Source organism: Pseudomonas parasichuanensis, assembly GCF_021601385.1.
Taxonomy (GTDB): Bacteria; Pseudomonadota; Gammaproteobacteria; order Pseudomonadales; family Pseudomonadaceae; genus Aquipseudomonas; species Aquipseudomonas parasichuanensis.
In genome coordinates this window covers 66,239-83,093 of record NZ_BQHO01000004.1, presented here as the reverse complement: position 1 = coordinate 83,093, position 16,855 = coordinate 66,239, and the positions used below count along the sequence as shown (strand labels likewise).

The following is a 16,855-nucleotide window of genomic DNA, read 5'->3' as shown; positions in this document are numbered from 1 at the left end:
GTGGCTATGAAGACGGTCGTGGTCATCCCCGCGCGATACAAGTCGTCTCGCTATCCAGGCAAACCGCTGGTTCCGCTCAACGGCAAGCCCATGATCCTCTGGGTGGCCCAGCTGTCGGCCAAGGCCGTGGGCACAGGCAATGTCTATGTTGCCACCGACGATCAGCGTATCGCCGACGTTGTTACCGAAGCGGGTTTCCAAGTGGTGATGACCAGTGAGCAAGCCATGACCGGAACTGACAGGTTGGCTGAAGCGGCCCGGCAGATCGAGGCGGACATCTATATCAACGTCCAAGGCGATGAGCCCTTGGTCGACCCCCAAGACATTCTCAATATCGCGCGCATCAAGCAGTCCGACATGGGTTCGGTGATCAACGGATTTTGTTGGATCAGTGATGCCGAAGATCCACGCAGTGTGAATATTCCCAAGGTGCTGACGACCGAGGCGGGCCGTTTGATCTACATGTCACGGTTACCGATTCCGGGGTTCAAGAGTTCGGAGTTGGCGCCTGCCCGTTACAAGAAACAGGTGTGCATCTATGCCTTTACCGCTGAGCAGTTGGCGGCATACGCAGGCCTTGGGCGCAAGAGCGATACCGAGCGTTGCGAAGACATCGAGATCCTGCGTTTCCTCGAGCTCGATGTGCCGGTAAGGATGATCGAAACCTCGGGCGGAAGCCTTGCCGTCGATGCCCCCGAAGACGTGCCCGCGGTAGAGCTGGCGTTGCGCGGAGCGCACGCGCTGTGATCGACCTTGGCCACTACAAGACGATCGTCTTCGACTGCGATGGCGTCATCCTGGATTCAAACAAGATCAAGACCGACGCGTTCTATCAGGCTGCGCTGCCTTACGGTCATGAGGCGGCGAAGCGACTGGTTGAATATCACCAGCGCAACGGCGGGATTTCCCGGTTCAAAAAGTTTGAATATCTACTGAGTCACCTTGTCGCGGCAGACGCCGAAGGGCCAGGCCTGGACGAACTGTTGAGGTGCTACGCCACTGAGGTTGCCAGCGGCCTGATGAACTGCGCCGTGGCGGACGGCTTGCTTGAACTCCGTGCGCAGTACCCGGCAACGCGCTGGATGGTGGCATCCGGAGGCGCGCAATGCGAACTGCGTGAAGTATTCGAGGCGCGCGGGCTGGCGCCGTTGTTCGATGGCGGCATCTTTGGCAGCCCGGATACCAAGGAAGTGATCGTCGCGCGGGAACTGGTGGCTGGCAACCTGCAGTTGCCAGCGTTGTTCCTGGGCGACAGCCGTTACGACCATGTCGCGGCTTCGCAGTTTGAGCTGGATTTCGTTTTTGTTTCCAAGTGGTCGGAGTTCGACGGCTGGGAAGTGTATTGCCGCGACAATGGATTGCCGAACATCGAGGCTGTTTCTTCGCTCGCCGATTTCGCCTGACGCGAAGGCCTTGGGCGTTTATTCAAAGAGAACTTATTTATGGCTTTTTTCCCCTGCTTCCTGTCCGTGGTCTTCGTGGTGAAGAATCAGTCGCACGCGCTGGAGCGCATGCTGACCGAGGCGGCCAGCGTGGTGTCGTCGATCGTCAGTGACTACGAGTTGATCATTGTCGACAACGCCTCCGATGACGACAGCATCGCCGTGCTCAAGCGCCTGACCGGCGAAAAGGGCCTGGCCAACCTGCAGGTCTACGCCCTGACCAAGGAAGTCGATGGCGACACCGCCTCGTGGGTCGGGCTGGAAAACGCACTGGGCGACTACGTGGCGGTCATCGACCCACTGTTGGACGACATCAACTTCGTGCCACAGATGCTCGAACAGGCCTCCCAGGGCGCTGACGTAGTGTTTGCCAGCAACCAGCAAAAGCCCGCGCAGAGCTGGGCCTACCGTACCGCCTACACGGTCTTCCATCGCCTCTACAGCGCATTCAACGGTGTGCACCTGGCCAAGGAAGCGCCGCAGTACCGCATCCTCAACAAGCGGGTGATCAATTTCATCCTGCAACACCCGCAGCCAGCCATGACCTATCGCCACCTGCCGGCGACGGGGGCTTCGCCCGCGCCTACCTGACCTACAGCTCGACCCCGCTGGCCCCGGCCGCCAAGCGCCTGGGCGAGAGCATCGACAGGGGCATGCGCCTGCTGGTCTCCACCACCCGGGCACCGATGCGCCTGGTGACCTCGCTGTCGCTGTTCGGCGCCATCGCCAACCTGGTCTACTGCATCTATGTCATTGCCGTTGCGTTGTTCAAGGACAATGTCGCCGCCGGCTGGACCAGCGTCTCGCTGCAACAATCCGGGATGTTCTTCCTGATATCCCTGGTGTTGCTGGTGTTGGGCGAATACATCCTCAACATGGCCAGCCTGTCCAACGAGGGGCCGCAGTACCACGTTGGCCAGGAGCTCAACAGCGCACGCATTACCCGCCACGAAAAGCTCAATGTCGAGGACGTTTCCGCGTTGTCCGGTGGCCAGGTTGAACCGGTGCAGGAGCGCGCTTGATGGGGGCAGGGAGCGGCGAGAGCTTCGATGCGGTCATCATCGGTGGCGGCTTCTATGGCTGCGCCATCGCCATCTACCTGGCCCGGCAGCGCGGGTTCAAGCGCGTGCTTCTGGTGGAGCGCGAGCCGTCGCTGTTGCAGCGCGCTTCGTACCACAACCAGGCCAGGGTGCATAACGGCTACCACTACCCGCGCAGCTTCACCACGGCGTACCGCAGCCGGATCAACCTGCCACGCTTTGTGCAGGATTGGCCCGAAGCGGTCCGCCAGGACTTCACCAAGCTGTACGCCATTGCACGGCGCAACTCGAAGGTGACCGCCGCCCAGTTCCAACGCTTTTGCAAAGACATCGGCGGCAGCATCCTGCCGGCGGCGCCTGAGCACAAGCAGTTGTTCGAGCCTCGGCTGATCGAAGATGTGTTTCTGGTGCAGGAATATGCTTTCGACAGCACCAAGCTTGCGTCCTGGGCCAAGCGTGAGCTGGCCGAAGGCGGCGTGCAGGTGCGTTGCAACAGTCGTGTGAGCGAAATCAACCGGCAGCCCAAACAGCGCTTGCAGGTGGTGATGCAGAACCCGGGGCGCGCGCCCGAAGCGATCGACTGTCGCTATGTGTTCAACTGCACCTACAGCGGGCTCAACCAGTTTGCCGGCGACTTCCCCGGGGTGCGCAGCGAGCTCAAGCAAGAAATCACCGAAATGGCGCTGATGCGCATGCCCGAGCCATTGGACGGTATCGGCGTGACGGTCATGGATGGGCCCTTCTTCTCGATGATGCCGTTCCCTGCACGAGGCCTGCACACACTGTCGCACGTGCGCTACACCCCGCATCTTCATTGGAACGACCAGGCGGGGGTTGATCCCTACTCGCGGCTGGACGAGTATGCACGCGATTCACGTGTCGACCGCATGGTCCGTGACGTCGCACGTTACATCCCGGCCATCCAGGGCGCCGCCCACATTGACTCGCTCTACGAGGTCAAGACGGTGCTGCAAAAGAACGAAGGGGATGATGGACGTCCCATCCTCTTCGAACGACATCAAGGCCTGCCTGGCTGCTACTCCGTGCTGGGCAGCAAGATCGACAACATCTACGACGTGCTTGAACAGCTTGACGGCGAGGCGCTTGTGCCTGCCTCGCTGCAGCAAAGCCAAGGTATCGAGTACTGAATGAATACGAACGCGCTGATTGGTTTCTCTGGTTTTGTCGGTGGCACGCTGCTGCGCCAGCATGAGTTCACCTCCCTCTATCGCTCGACCACAATCGCCGAAATCGAGGGCCTGACATTCGATACCGTGGTCTGTGCCGGCGCGCCGGCACAGAAGTGGATCGCCAATCGTGAGCCGGAAGCGGACCGGCAGAAGATCGAGGCGTTGATTGCCCATCTGAAGACCATTCGCTGCAAGACCTTCATCCTCATCAGTACCGTGGATGTGTTCGCCAACGCCATGGGCGTGGACGAGGACAGCCCGGTGCCAGAGCAGGGGCTGCATGCTTATGGCCTGAACCGCCGCCTGCTGGAACGCTTCGTCGAGGAGCATTTCCCCAGCCACCTGATCGTCCGCCTCCCGGGCCTGGTGGGGCCTGGGCTGCGCAAGAACGTGATCTACGACTTCCTCAACGACAATAACCTGGCCGCCATCGACAGCCGGGGCGTGTTCCAGTTCTATCCGATGGTCAACCTCTGGCATGACATCCAGGTGGCGTTGGCTGCGGGATTGAAGCTGGTGCACCTGACCGGGCAGCCGCTCAGTGTCGGTGATGTGGCCAGCCAGGGCTTCGGCAAACCCTTTGCCAATACCCTGCACAATCCGCCTGCAGTCTATGACATGCGTACCCGCCATGCCGCGTTGTTCGGCGCATCCGGCGCTTATCAGTACAGTGCCCGGGAAACCCTGCTGGCGGTGCGTGCCTATGCACAGTCGGAGCCGCGCAAAGCCATTGCCGAGGTCGGCGCATGAGGCTGTCGATTTCCAATATCGCCTGGGAGGTCGCCGAGGACGAACAGATCGCCGAGTTGCTTGCTGCCTCGGGTGTCGACGCCATCGATATCGCACCGGGCAAGTACTTCCCGCAACCGGCCCAGGCCAGCGAGCAGCAGATCCTGCAGGTTCGCGACTGGTGGCGCGCCCGTGGCGTCGAGATCGTCGGCATGCAGGCCCTGTTGTTCGGTACCAGCGGCCTGAATGTATTCGGTGATGCTGACAGCCGTGCGGCCCTGCTCGAGCACCTGGCGGCGGTGTGCCGCATCGCAGGCAAGCTGGGAGCCACACGCGTGGTGTTCGGCTCGCCGAAGAACCGTGATCGCAGCGGGCTGGATGACCAGCAGGCGCAGGCGATAGCGGTCGCGTTCTTCCGCCAGGTGGGCGCTATCGCCCAGGCCGAGGGCGTGGTGTTCTGCCTCGAGCCGAACCCCACCTGCTATGGCGCCAACTTCATGACCTGCGCGGCCGACACCGCGCACATCGTGCGCCAGGTCGCTCACCCGGCGGTGCGCATGCAGTTCGACACGGGGGCCTTGGCGATCAATGGCGAGGACCCGTTGGCGGTGCTGGCGGATTGCGCCGAGCTGATTGGTCATGTGCACGCCAGTGAGCCGCAGCTGTTGCCCCTGGGCGATGGCGCGACCCCCCACGCCGACATGGCCGTGGCGATTGCCCGCTACCTGCCGGAGCACATCGTGACTGTCGAAATGGTCGCCACGGCGGGGGAGGCGCACGGTCAGTCGGTGGCGCGCGCCCTGGGCATTGCCCGCCAGCATTACCTGGAGGTGCGCCCATGAGCGTCAAATGGTTGATTCTGCTGCTGGGCATCTTGTCCAACGCCTCGGCCAGCGTGCTGGTGAAGATGGCGATGTTGCCGCCACGCAAGTTTCCTTCTCTCGCCGAGCCCATGGCGGCGCTGAGCAATTGGCCGTTCTGGCTGGGGCTCGGGCTGTATGGTGCGGCGTTCCTGCTATATGCGGCGGCGCTGGCGCGGTTGCCGCTCAATGTCGCCCATCCGGTGCTGACGGCGGGGGCCGTGGCGACGGTGGCGCTGTTTTCGGTGATCTTTTTTCGTGAGGCCTTTCACTGGACGACCGGTGTAGGGATCTTGCTGGTAATAGCTGGCGTGGGGCTGATTACGGCCCGAGTGGCCTGATGGTAGAGACAATGAATACAACCGAAATGGACGTTGCTGCGCGAACTCACTGGCAGGTACCCGCCTTTGAGCAGACTCTTTGGAATGGCCGAAAGCACAAGTATTGCGTAGTCATTCCTGTGATCAACGAAGGAACCAGGATCCAGAACCTGCTGGCACGCATGCAAGCCAATCGCGTGTCCGATCTGGCCGACATCATTATCGTCGACGGTGGTAGCACCGACGGTTCCCTGGCGCTTGCCAGACTTCAGGAACTGGGCGTTTGCGGCCTACTGCTAAAGACCGGGCCAGGCAAGCTGAGTGCGCAATTGCGTTGCGCCTATGCGTTTGCGTTGGATCAAGGGTACCAAGGCATCGTCACTATCGATGGCAACGACAAGGATGACCCTGAGGCTATCGCACGGTTCATCGAGGCCCTGGGCAGCGGGGTGGATTTCGTCCAGGCGTCGCGCTTCGTCTCGGGTGGGGTTGCGGAAAACACACCAGCCTCTCGCGACCTGGCAATCCGTTTCATACATGCCCCGATGTTGAGCCTTTCATCCGGCTTTAAGTGGACCGATACCACACAAGGGTTCAGGGGCTATAGCCGCAAGATGCTGCTGGACCCGCGGGTGGCCCCGTTCCGTGAAGTTTTTTCGACCTATGAATTACTGGCCTATCTTTCTTATCGAGCTCCGAAGCTCGGTTATCGGTGTGTGGAGTTGGCAACGGTCAGGCGCTACCCCAAAGGTGAAGTCCCCACCAAGATCAGTGCGGTGAAGGGCAACCTTGCGGTATTGGCGGTTTTGTTCAAGGCATGTTTTGGGCAGTACAATGCATAACGTTGAATTGAAAATTAACAAAGCTGTCGACCCAAGGCTCAATGAGTCTGGTCAGCGCGTACTGTCCTATCTGTACCTGGCAACCTTCGCGGTATTTGCCATCCTGGCGATACGCTACCAATATTATTTGCTGGACTATGCGGTCTTCGGCGACGAAGCTGAAACAATCGTCGCGGCGAAGATGATGGTCGCCGGGCAGAAGCTCTATAGCGAAATATTCAACCATCATGGGCCATTGACATTCCTTACTGGATATCTGCTGGAGAGCTTCGGCAGCTTTTCCGTGCCAGGGCATCGTGTGCCCGTTGCCATACTCCAAGTCGTGAGCATGCTCGCCGTGTATTACTCTCCGTTGTTAAGGGGAGGGCTTGTCAAGAAAGCCTACGTGATGCTGGCCAGTTCGGTGCTGTTGCTCTATTTCGCCGATAACTTCGGCAGCATGTACATGTACCAGATCCTGGCTGGCTTGCTGCTGGTGATCATCTTGTCGCAGTACGCACTGCCGGCCATTGCAGAGCCGCAGTTGCTGGGGCGCAAGTGGGTGTTCGCAGGTAACGTGCTGATTGCCTGCCTGCCGTTCCTCGCCATTACCTACGCGCCGATTGCAGTATTGCTGCTTCTCGCCAGCTTGCGTAGGTCGTATCTCAAGGTCGCGCTAGTTGGCCTGATGGTCGGCGTAGCACTGAACCTGGCATTTCTGCTGATCACGGGCTCGATTGCCGGTTATCTGGCATATCATATTTACCTGAACTCTCAGGTGCTGTCGCTGTACAATGGCGGGCAGTCCGGGTTCAACTTGATCATGACCGCCTTCAATGCGGGGACCGCTAACCTTGCAGGGTTCACGTTGTTTTCCGTTGTGGTCTTCGCAATCATTCGACTGGCCCAGGAAGATAGTCGCATTCCATGGCGCAGCATCCTCGTGGGCCTGGGCGCGGGTAGTCTGCTGATCAGGGGGCTTGGGTTGCACGGTGTGCCATTTTACTACATGGCCCTGGCATTACCGTTGATCTTCTTCGTCAAGCCGCTCGCGCTGGCGTTCCAGGCACGCTTGGTGCTGTTGCTGCTGCTCTGGGTCTGTCTGTTGAAAGTGTCGTTGTTGTTGCCGGGTGACAAGCAGAGGCTCTTGTCGAAAAAGAACCCGGCAGTGACTGAGTTCTCGCAGCTTGTGCAAAGGCTGACGGACAAGGATGACAAGATTATTGCCTACTCTTTCAATAATCATGAGTACCTTGCGGCGAATCGGCTGCCGGCCTCTGGCTATTATTTCTATTTGCCTTGGCAGGAGAAATATAATGAAAGCCCGCGCTATGGTGTGCGAATCGATGCCTGCGAGCAAATTGCTCAGAATCGTCCGAAAGTGATGTTGATCAACAAGTGGAAAGTTTGGGACAAATACCCATGGGATAGCTATGCGGGGTGCGTCCAGTCCTTGATTGACAAGGAATATGTCCAGATTCCAGGGCGTCCCTTCTACGTGAGGAAGGACCTGTATCAAAACCTCCTGCGCAGTACGCGCGAGGGTTTTGTTGCACAGCGTCAGGGTGCAGAGAACTTCCTGCATGATGTCGTCAAATTGCCGGACGGATCCTACAAGATTACCGGCGGTGATCCCTATGTCGTGTTTGGCTTGCCAGAGGCCTCGCAGAATCATGCCGATGATTACCTGGCGATGGATTTGACCTGCTTGGCGCCACGCTCCACGGATAATATTCTGATGGAGGTTTTCTGGCGCAACGCTGCCATGGGATTCAAACAGACCAACAGCTTTACCTTCAATGCCCACCAGGGCACGACGGTGCTTAACCTTTCGAGGGTTATATTGGACGCGGGCTCAACGCCGTTGAAAGAGGTCCGCCTGGACTTCCCGAGTGCCAGCACCTGTGCGGTAGTGGCATTGAAGAACGTCGAGCTTGGAGCGGTTTCGCCTTAACTTGTAGTTCAGAGAGTTTGATGGTGTGGGAAAAGGTCAGCGTTGCTGGCCTTTTCTATTTTTGTGCAGGAGTTGCTCGCTCCTGATTAACAGATTGTTAAATATCAATGCTTGTTGAGCGCAAGGGGAGCGTCTACTTTTTCGATGCAGCACAGGAACTGCTGCCGTCGAAATACTACTCAAGGAGTTATCGCATGATACGCAATACAATCATTCCCTACCTTTTGGTATCGCTGTTAGCTTCTGCCTCGCTCCCCTTGAATGCTGCAGAGAGCCATGCCTCCCCTGTGATTGCCGCCAGTGCCGAGGTAAGCAGTAAACTTGACCTCAATACAGCAGACGCGGCGAGCCTGCAGAGCACCATGATGGGTATTGGCAAGGCCAAGGCTCAAGCCATAGTCGATTACCGTGAAGCACACGGAGCCTTCACGTCCGTAGATGAACTCCTTGAGGTCAAGGGCATCGGTCAGGCCTTGCTCGAGCGTAATCGTGATCGACTGAGCATTGGCAATTAATGCATATCCTGTAGCTTAGGGGCCTGTCCAAAGCAGGCCCCCTCCTTTTTGAATAGCGGTGCCATTGGTCTCGTGCTGAGACGGGAGTGCTACTATCAACGATCCTGCGCATCCTTCGCATCCGCCTCGGCATTGCGCTCATGCACCTTCCTCAACTGCTCATCCGTCAGCGGCAATTTCTTCGCTGTATCGCGCAGCATCATCAGCCCGCCGACGATCGAGCCAAGGGCAATGATGAGTATCAACCAGGCATACCAAGGCATCGGAGTTCTCCTGCAAACCAACGGGGTCAACGCTTGCATGACGTTCGAGCCATGTTCGCGAGGGATGGTTCAATTATAGGAGTGACGTTGCCTGGGGCCAATTCTCGTGACCCGCGGCCCCCAAACCCACCACCACTTCGTTTACAATGCGCGCCGTTTACGACTTGCCAAGAGACCGCGCCCATGTCCGCCTGCCAGACGCCCCTGATCGTCGCCCTGGATTTCCCCACCCGTGACGCCGCCCTGAAGCTGGCTGACCAGCTCGACCCCGCCCTGTGCCGGGTCAAGGTGGGCAAGGAGCTGTTCACCAGCAGCGCTTCGGGGATCGTCGAGACCCTGTGCAGCAAGGGGTTCGAAGTGTTCCTCGACCTCAAGTTCCACGACATCCCCAACACCACCGCGATGGCGGTCAAGGCTGCAGCCGAAATGGGCGTGTGGATGGTCAACGTGCACTGCTCCGGTGGCCTGCGCATGATGTCGGCCTGCCGTGAAGAGCTGGCCAAGCGCAGCGGCCCACAGCCACTGCTGATTGGTGTGACGGTGCTGACCAGCATGGAACGTGAGGACCTTGCCGGTATCGGCCTGGATATCGAGCCGCAAGAGCAGGTGCTGCGCCTGGCGGCGCTGGCCGAAAAGGCCGGCATGGACGGCCTGGTGTGCTCGGCGCTGGAAGCACCGGCACTCAAGGCGGCGCACCCGTCGCTGCAACTGGTCACCCCGGGTATCCGCCCGGCGTGCAGTGCCCAGGACGACCAACGCCGGATCCTGACCCCGCGCCAGGCCCTGGATGCAGGTTCCGACTACCTGGTGATCGGTCGCCCGATCAGCCAGGCGGCGGATCCGGCGCAGGCGCTGGCCGCAGTGGTCGCCGAAATACGCGGCTGATTCGAGCCTGCCGGGGCTGCCTTGCAGCCCCGGGGGGTTCAGACCTTCAACACCAGCTTGCCGAAGTTCTCCCCGCTGAACAGCTTGAGCAGCGTTTCCGGGAAGGTCTCCAACCCGTCTACCACATCTTCCTTGCTCTTCACCTTGCCGCTGGCCAGCCAGCCGGCCATCTCCTGTGCGGCCTTGCCGTACTCCTTGACGTAATCCATGACCACGAAGCCTTCCATGCGCGCACGGTTGACCAGCAGCGCCAGGTAGTTGGCCGGGCCTTTGACCGCTTCCTTGTTGTTGTATTGGCTGATGGCGCCGCAGATCACTACCCGCGCCTTGAAATTCAGGCGCGACAGCACCGCGTCGAGAATGTCGCCGCCGACGTTGTCGAAGTAAACGTCCACGCCCTTGGGGCATTCGCGTTTCAGACCGGCCAGCACGTCCTCGGCCTTGTAGTCGATGACGCCGTCGAAGCCCAGCTCGTCGAGCAGGTACTGGCATTTCTGCGCGCCGCCGGCGATGCCGACCACGCGGCAGCCTTTGAGCTTGGCGATCTGCCCGGCAATGCTGCCCACCGCGCCAGCCGCACCGGAAATCACCACGGTGTCGCCGGCCTTGGGTTGGCCGACGTCGAGCAGGGCGAAGTAGGCGGTCATGCCGGTCATGCCCAGGGCGGAGAGGTAGCGGGGCAGGGGGGCCAGCCGTGGGTCGATCTTGTGCAGGCCCTGGGGTTCTCCGGTGAAATAGTCCTGCACGCCCAAGGCGCCGCTGACGTGGTCACCTGGCTTGTAGTCCGGGTGCTGCGAGGCAACCACTTCGCCCACGCCAAGGGCACGCATCACCTGGCCCAGGCCCACCGGCGGGATATACGACTTGCCTTCATTCATCCAGCCGCGCATGGCCGGGTCGAGGGACAGGTAAAGGTTCTTCACCTGGATCTGGCCCGCGGCGGGTTCGTCAGCCGGCACCTGCTCGAAGGTAAAGTCGTCGCGGCGCACGGCGCCGACCGGACGCTTTGCCAGCAGGAAACGGCGGTTGGTCTGGGGCATGGCGGATTCTCCTGAACAGGGTATAAGGGCGCTGATGATCGGCTGTGATGATGGATTGCGTCACGCAAAATCACCGCAAACGATAGTAGTCCAACCGTGCCCCTGATGATGCTGCCCAGCCTGCGGGAGGGCTGACTAGACTCAGCCTCGACTCAATTTCTCCATGCAGGAGCCAGTAATGAGCATGACGTTCTCCGGCCAGGTCGCCCTGGTCACCGGTGGTGCGGCGGGTATCGGCCGGGCGACAGCCCAGGCGTTCGCTGCCGAGGGGCTGAAAGTGGTGGTGGCCGACCTGGATGCCGCAGGCGGCGAAGCCACGGTGGCGCTGATTCGAGAAGCGGGTGGCGAGGCCCTGTTCGTGGCCTGCGACGTGACCCGCGACAGCGATGTGCGCCAGTTGCACGAGAAGACCGTGCAGGCCTATGGCCGGCTGGACTACGCCTTCAACAATGCCGGTATCGAGATCGAGAAGGGCCGCCTGGCCGAGGGCAGCGAGGCCGAGTTCGACGCCATCATGGGCGTCAACGTCAAGGGCGTGTGGCTGTGCATGAAGTACCAGCTGCCGTTGCTGCTGGCCCAGGGCGGTGACGCGATCGTCAATACCGCCTCGGTGGCGGGCCTGTCGGCGGCGCCGAAGATGAGCATCTACGCCGCGTCCAAGCACGCGGTGATCGGCCTGACCAAGTCGGCGGCGATCGAGTACGCGAAGAAGGGCATCCGGGTGAACGCGGTATGCCCGGCGGTGATCGACACCGACATGTTCCGCCGTGCCTACGAGGCCGACCCGCGCAAGGCCGAGTTCGCCGCGGCGATGCACCCGGTCGGGCGCATCGGCAAGGTCGAGGAGATTGCCAGTGCGGTGCTGTACCTGTGCAGTGACGGCGCGGCGTTCACCACCGGGCACAGCCTGACCGTCGATGGCGGTGCACTGGCGATCTGAGTGTCTTGTTATCGCTGAACAGGTGGGAGCGGGTTTATCCGGGAAAGGGCCGGCAAGGTTATCCACAACCGCCAGGCCACTCCCGCGCAGCCTAACAGCAGCACCACTCCGAACACCATCAATGCCAGCCGCGACCCCAGCCTGTCGCTGAGCAAGCCGGTAAAGATCACCGGCAGGCTGAACCCCAGATAGGCCAGCAGGAAGAACCCGGCACTGGCCCGGGTCTTCTCGCTGCCGGCGAGCTGGTTCACCGCGGCCAACCCACCCAGGTAGACAAAGCCATAGCAGGCACTGCTGGCGGCAATCGCGCCCAGCAGCACGCCGGCCAGCTGGCCGCTGTCGGCGCCCCAGGCCAATAACCCATAGCTGCAGGGCAGGATCAGCAGCCCGAGCAATGTGGCCTGGGCGTTTGGTAGATGGCGGGCCATGGGTTGGAACAGCAGCCCGCAGCTGATCACGCAAAAGGTCGAGAACCCCGACCAGGCACTGAGACCGTGCTGGCGCAGGATCCCCGGCAGCAGCGCAATCACCAGGCCGACACAGGCCCAGGCGAGCAGGATCGCCAGGCCGTAGGCCAGGCTGCCGGTGGGGAAGCTGGGCAGGCGCAGCATGGCACTGCGCTGCACCGGGCGCGGGTCGGGCAGGCGCCACACCAGCAGCACGGCGATGCCTGCTAGCAGCAGTTGCAGGTGGAAACTTGCCGGTGCCAGGGTGGGCCCGCGCAGCAGGCACAGGCTGGTCAGCGCCGCGCCCAGGCCAAAACCCAGCGAGGTGCTGGCCGTGACCCAGCTGGCGGCGCGGCCGCTATCGCTGCCCGCCATCAGTTCGCCCATGTACGCGGTGGCCGTGGCCGAGGCCAGCCCGGTACCCAGCCCCAGGAGCATGCGCGCGACACCCAGTGCCTCCAAGCTTGGGAACAGCAGCATGATCAGCGTGGCGAGCATCGACAGAGCCAGGGCGGCGATGATCAGCGGGCGTCGCCCGACCCGGTCGGCCAGGCCACCAAGGGCCAGCAGCACCGGCAGCACGCCGAGCACATAGCCGGAAAAGGCCACGGCGGTGGCCGCCGCGCCACGGCCGGCGAGGTCGGCGTAGGTGATGTACAGCGGTGCCTGCAGGTTCACCGCGAGGGTGATCAGGCACAGCGCGAAAGCCAGTAGGGCTGGGGCATGGCGCGTGGTCATGGGGTTATCCGCTAACAGGGTGAATGTCTGTCGGCAGCATCGAGGTTGGAGGGGGGCACAACAAGGCACACTCCCCAGACATTTGTGATTAACTGTTTGCCTGAAATCAGCGAACACTTGCCATGCACCTGAACCTGGATCGCCTGCACCCAACGCCCCTGGTCCAGCAACTGACCGAACAGTTGCAAGCCTGGATCGAACAGCAACGCCTGCGCCCCGGCGCTCGACTGCCGTCGATCCGCACCCTGGCCAAGGCCCAGGCGGTGAGCGCGTCCTGCGTGATCGAGGCCTACGACCGCCTGGTGGCCAGCGGCTGGCTGGTGGCGCGGCACGGTGCCGGTTTTTTTGTTGCCGAACGCAAGCCGGGGCAACAGATGGATGCCGGCAGCGCCTGGGGCGAGGCCATTGACGGTAGCTGGCGCTTGTTCGGCGAAGGCCATGAAGCACTGCTCAAGCTGGGCTGCGGCTGGCTGCCGGTGGCCTGGCGCGCCGAGGCGGAACTGGCGCAGGCCGTGCGCCAGGTCAGCCGCGGCGAGCCCGAGGCGCTGTTCGACTACTGCCCGCCCCTGGGGCTGGCCAGCCTGCGCCTGCAGCTGCACAAGGGCTTGGCGCGGCTCGACATCAGCGCCGAGCCCGAGCGCATCCTCACCACCCAGGGCATCAGCCATGCCCTCGACCTGCTGGTACGCACCCTGCTGGCGCCAGGCGACACCGTGCTGGTGGAGCGCCCCGGCTACTACAACCTGTTCAACCTGCTGCGCCAGCACGGCGTGCGCATGCTAGAAGTGCCGCGCACGCCCACCGGGCCCGACGTTGCCGAGCTCGAGCGGCTGCTGGCCGCGCACCGGCCACGCTGCCTGTTCACCAACAGCCTGTACCAGAATCCCACCGGCACCAGCCTGACCCCCAAGGTTGCCTATCGCCTGCTGGAACTGGCCCGTGAGCATGACCTGCGGATCATCGAGGACGACCTCTACGCCGACTTCCAGGAAGGCCCGGCCACCCGCCTGGCCACCCTCGACAGCGAGCAGCGGGTCATCTATCTGGGCAGCTTCTCCAAGACCCTCAGCAGTTCGCTGCGGGTCGGCTACGTGGTCGCGGAGCCGGCGCTGATCGCCCGCCTGGCCGAGTTGAAGATGGTCAGCGGCATCGGCACCTGCCGCTTTGCCGAGCAGGTGATCGGGCAGATGCTGGCCAACGGCAGCTACCGCAAGAGTATCCAGCGCCTGCGCGTGCGCCTGGGGCAGCACATGGCCAAGCTGCTCGGGCAGCTGGAGGCGTGGGGCTGGGAGGTGTTGTGCGAGCCCTGTGGCGGCATGTTCGTCTGGGCCCGCGTACCCGGGCGCGACTTTGCCGGGCTGGAGCGCCTGGCCCTGGAGCATGCCGTGCTGCTCACGCCCGGCAGCGCCTTCGACCCCCTGGGGCGGGCCTGCGACTGGTTGCGCATCAATGTCGCCTACGGGCAGGACGTTCGCGCCCAGGCGTTCTTCCGGCATGCGGGGCGACCTCCAGTGGCCTGAAAGCGACACGCTCATAGCTAAATGACACCATTCTGACGCCAGGCTCTTGTGAGGTGGCGGCTGCGATTGTCACTCTTGCCTTTCGCAAAAGCCCGACAAGGCAGAGGGGAATCGGTGATGGCGGTGACCAAGCACGGTGTTCTGGCCAACCTGGGCATGGCCCGCAAGCTCGGTTTGGGCTTTGCCTTGGTGTTGCTGCTGACACTGCTGGTGGCGGCCATCGGCGTGTACGCGCTGTCCAGCGTGGGCCAGCGCTTCGACGGCTTGCGCCAGATGGCCCAGTTCAATACCGACCTGCTGCGCCTGCGCCAGCACGAGCAGGCGTTTGCCCTGCGCTCCGATATCACCGAAGCAGATGCGCTGCGCACTGGCCTGCAGGGCCTGGTCGAGCGTGCCCGCGGGCTGCCGGGGCTGGCCTCGGCCGAAGGCGAACTCAGCGCCTACGGCCAGGCGTTCGACCAGTTCGTGCAGGCGGTGCAGGGCAAGGAACTGGCACTGGATACAGCCAGTTGGTCGGTGTCCAGCGTGGCCAACAACCTTGACGTGCTGCAGGCGGGCCTGGCCGATGACGGCACCTACACCCTCAAGCAATCGCAAGGCCAGCAGGGAGGTGAGTTTCTCGAACAGGCCGGCCAAGTGGCGCAGGTGTCACGGCTGATGCTGCAAGCCATGGATGAGGCCCGGGTGCGCCTGGAGCAGAGCCGAAAGGGCGGCGAGGTGGGCCAGGGGCGTATTGCCCAGACCGTGGAGGCCGCCAGCCTGGTCGAACAGCTCAAGGGTTCAGTAAGTGATGCCGGTTACCAGAGCGTGCTGGGTGAGGTGGCCGGGCATATCGCCAGCTTCTCCGAAAAACTCAACGAATACACCGACCTGCTGGCTCAGGAGCAGGGCATCAAGGCCCAGTTGCAGGCCCGCGCGGAGCAGGCCACGGCGCGGGTCGAGCAGGCCTACAGTGCACAGGAACAGGCAATGCAGGCCGAACTCACGCGCAATGCCGTGGCCATCGCGGCCGCCACCGCGCTGGCGCTGTTGGTCGGGGTGCTGGCGGCCTGGCTGATCACCCGTGCGGTGGTCGCGCCGCTCAAGCGGGTGATCACCCGGGCCCGGCGCATCGCCGCCGGTGAGCTGGCCATCGAGGCCGAGGCGCCGCGGGGGGACGAGGTCGGGCAGTTGCTGCAGGCCATGCAGCAGATGGCCGAAGGCTTGTCCGGTGTCGTCAGCGGCCTGCAGCAGGGGATCGAACAGTTGGCCGGCAGCGCCCAGGCGTTGTCCGTGGTGACCGAGCAGACCAACCGTGAAGTCGGCAGCCAGAAGGACGAAACCGAGCAGGTGGCCACCGCCATGCAACAGATGACCGCCACCGTGCATGATGTGGCGCGCAACGCCGAGCAGGCGGCCGAAGCGGCGCAGGCCGCCGACGATAAGGTCGAATCCGGCCAGCAGGTGGTGCGCCAGAGCATGCAGCGCATCGAGCAGCTGGCCGCCGCCGCCGAAACTGCCAGCAGCGGGATCGACAGCCTAAGTGCCGAGATCCATACCATCGGCGACGTGCTGGCGGTGATCAAGAGCGTCGCCGAGCAGACCAACCTGCTGGCGCTCAATGCCGCCATCGAGGCCGCTCGGGCCGGTGAACAGGGGCGTGGTTTCGCCGTGGTGGCCGATGAAGTGCGCGCCTTGGCGCGGCGTACGCAGCAGTCCACCGAAGAGATCGAGCGCCTGGTGGCCAGCCTGCGGGGCAATGCCCAGCAGTCGGTGACACAGATCCGTGGCAGTACCGAGCTGGTGCGCCTGGCGGTGGCCGATGCGCTGCAGACCGAAAGTGCGCTGGGCAGCATCGCCGCTGCGGTGTCGTTGATCCAGCAGATGAACCAGCAGATTGCGGCGGCAGCCGAGCAGCAGAGCTCGGTGGCCGAGGAGATCAGCCGCAGTGTCACGCAGATCCGTGGCAGTGCCGATCAGGCGGCGCTGGCGATGGAGGACAATGCCCGCTCAAGCGTCGAGCTGGCGCGGCTGGGGGATGACCTTAAGGGGATGGTGGGGCATTTCAGGTTGTGACTGCCTGTACTGCCCCATCGCCGGCAAGCCGGCTCCCACAGGTGGTGTGCAGGCCTTGAGCATGGCGCGATTCATGTGGGAGCCGGCTTGCCGGCGA

The 16,855-nt window shown here is 62.4% G+C and carries 18 protein-coding genes and 1 pseudogene; 16 read left to right on the top strand and 3 right to left on the bottom strand.

The genetic code is table 11. The annotated features are described in order from the left end of the window. Positions 1 to 6: 6 nt before the first annotated feature. From L6D77_RS04755 to L6D77_RS04710, 11 genes are all read left to right on the top strand, one after another. The gene (locus L6D77_RS04755; protein ID WP_236169983.1) at positions 7 to 747 is read left to right on the top strand and encodes a 3-deoxy-manno-octulosonate cytidylyltransferase; all 741 of its coding nucleotides are present in this window, start codon (positions 7 to 9) and stop codon (positions 745 to 747) included. Next, complete coding sequence (locus L6D77_RS04750; RefSeq protein ID WP_236169982.1) at positions 744 to 1,403, top strand: HAD family hydrolase; 660 nt, start codon at positions 744 to 746, stop codon at positions 1,401 to 1,403. Before L6D77_RS04755 ends, L6D77_RS04750 begins: the two co-directional genes overlap by 4 nt. A gap of 39 nt (positions 1,404 to 1,442) precedes the next feature. Beyond that, positions 1,443 to 2,033 (top strand): glycosyltransferase, encoded by a 591-nt coding sequence (locus L6D77_RS27335; protein ID WP_309295648.1) that lies wholly within the window; start codon positions 1,443 to 1,445, stop codon positions 2,031 to 2,033. 62 nt (positions 2,034 to 2,095) lie between these two features. After that, positions 2,096 to 2,464, top strand: a complete 369-nt coding sequence (locus L6D77_RS27330) for a hypothetical protein (protein WP_309295647.1) — start codon at positions 2,096 to 2,098, stop codon at positions 2,462 to 2,464. Then, positions 2,464 to 3,630: an NAD(P)/FAD-dependent oxidoreductase gene (locus L6D77_RS04740; protein ID WP_236169981.1), complete on the top strand. Its 1,167-nt coding sequence runs from the start codon at positions 2,464 to 2,466 to the stop codon at positions 3,628 to 3,630. The genes L6D77_RS27330 and L6D77_RS04740 overlap by 1 nt, the downstream gene beginning before the upstream one ends. Further along, complete coding sequence (locus L6D77_RS04735; protein ID WP_236169980.1) at positions 3,631 to 4,422, top strand: NAD-dependent epimerase/dehydratase family protein; 792 nt, start codon at positions 3,631 to 3,633, stop codon at positions 4,420 to 4,422. It begins immediately after the preceding gene. Next, positions 4,419 to 5,243 (top strand): sugar phosphate isomerase/epimerase family protein, encoded by an 825-nt coding sequence (locus tag L6D77_RS04730; protein WP_236169979.1) that lies wholly within the window; start codon positions 4,419 to 4,421, stop codon positions 5,241 to 5,243. The genes L6D77_RS04735 and L6D77_RS04730 overlap by 4 nt, the downstream gene beginning before the upstream one ends. Further along, entirely contained in the window at positions 5,240 to 5,602 is a 363-nt protein-coding gene (locus tag L6D77_RS04725; RefSeq protein WP_236169978.1) for an SMR family transporter, read from the top strand. The genes L6D77_RS04730 and L6D77_RS04725 overlap by 4 nt, the downstream gene beginning before the upstream one ends. A gap of 11 nt (positions 5,603 to 5,613) precedes the next feature. Further along, the gene (locus tag L6D77_RS04720; protein WP_236169977.1) at positions 5,614 to 6,423 is read left to right on the top strand and encodes a glycosyltransferase family 2 protein; all 810 of its coding nucleotides are present in this window, start codon (positions 5,614 to 5,616) and stop codon (positions 6,421 to 6,423) included. Beyond that, positions 6,416 to 8,356 (top strand): hypothetical protein, encoded by a 1,941-nt coding sequence (locus L6D77_RS04715; protein ID WP_236169976.1) that lies wholly within the window; start codon positions 6,416 to 6,418, stop codon positions 8,354 to 8,356. Before L6D77_RS04720 ends, L6D77_RS04715 begins: the two co-directional genes overlap by 8 nt. Positions 8,357 to 8,553: 197 nt before the next feature. After that, a complete protein-coding gene (locus L6D77_RS04710; RefSeq protein ID WP_236170024.1) occupies positions 8,554 to 8,871 on the top strand; it encodes a ComEA family DNA-binding protein in 318 nt (105 codons plus the stop codon). Positions 8,872 to 8,966: 95 nt separating this feature from the next. Here L6D77_RS04710 and L6D77_RS04705 read toward each other — a convergent pair whose 3' ends face one another. Next, the gene (locus L6D77_RS04705) at positions 8,967 to 9,134 is read right to left on the bottom strand and encodes a DUF2897 family protein (protein WP_016500979.1); all 168 of its coding nucleotides are present in this window, start codon (positions 9,132 to 9,134) and stop codon (positions 8,967 to 8,969) included. Between the two features lie 183 nt (positions 9,135 to 9,317). Between L6D77_RS04705 and pyrF the strand changes: the two genes are divergently transcribed. Then, the gene (gene pyrF, locus L6D77_RS04700) at positions 9,318 to 10,019 is read left to right on the top strand and encodes an orotidine-5'-phosphate decarboxylase (protein ID WP_236169975.1); all 702 of its coding nucleotides are present in this window, start codon (positions 9,318 to 9,320) and stop codon (positions 10,017 to 10,019) included. Positions 10,020 to 10,057: 38 nt separating this feature from the next. Here pyrF and L6D77_RS04695 read toward each other — a convergent pair whose 3' ends face one another. Further along, positions 10,058 to 11,059, bottom strand: coding sequence for an NADP-dependent oxidoreductase (locus L6D77_RS04695; protein WP_232885018.1), 1,002 nt, complete (start codon positions 11,057 to 11,059; stop codon positions 10,058 to 10,060). A 178-nt stretch (positions 11,060 to 11,237) separates the two neighbouring features. On the opposite strand from L6D77_RS04695, the gene L6D77_RS04690 reads away from it, so the two are divergent. Beyond that, positions 11,238 to 11,999, top strand: coding sequence for an SDR family oxidoreductase (locus L6D77_RS04690; protein WP_236169974.1), 762 nt, complete (start codon positions 11,238 to 11,240; stop codon positions 11,997 to 11,999). Between the two features lie 8 nt (positions 12,000 to 12,007). Here the strand turns inward: L6D77_RS04690 and L6D77_RS04685 are convergent, their stop codons facing one another. Then, positions 12,008 to 13,183: an MFS transporter gene (locus L6D77_RS04685; RefSeq protein WP_232885016.1), complete on the bottom strand. Its 1,176-nt coding sequence runs from the start codon at positions 13,181 to 13,183 to the stop codon at positions 12,008 to 12,010. Between the two features lie 122 nt (positions 13,184 to 13,305). Between L6D77_RS04685 and L6D77_RS04680 the strand changes: the two genes are divergently transcribed. From L6D77_RS04680 to L6D77_RS27475, 3 genes and pseudogenes are all read left to right on the top strand, one after another. After that, positions 13,306 to 14,703, top strand: coding sequence for an aminotransferase-like domain-containing protein (locus L6D77_RS04680; RefSeq protein WP_232885015.1), 1,398 nt, complete (start codon positions 13,306 to 13,308; stop codon positions 14,701 to 14,703). A gap of 117 nt (positions 14,704 to 14,820) precedes the next feature. Continuing rightward, positions 14,821 to 15,900: pseudogene (locus L6D77_RS27480) on the top strand (HAMP domain-containing protein); the annotation flags it as partial. Continuing rightward, the gene (locus tag L6D77_RS27475) at positions 15,886 to 16,758 is read left to right on the top strand and encodes a methyl-accepting chemotaxis protein (RefSeq protein ID WP_373870569.1); all 873 of its coding nucleotides are present in this window, start codon (positions 15,886 to 15,888) and stop codon (positions 16,756 to 16,758) included. The pseudogene L6D77_RS27480 and the gene L6D77_RS27475, both read left to right, overlap by 15 nt. The last annotated feature ends 97 nt before the right edge of the window (positions 16,759 to 16,855 follow it).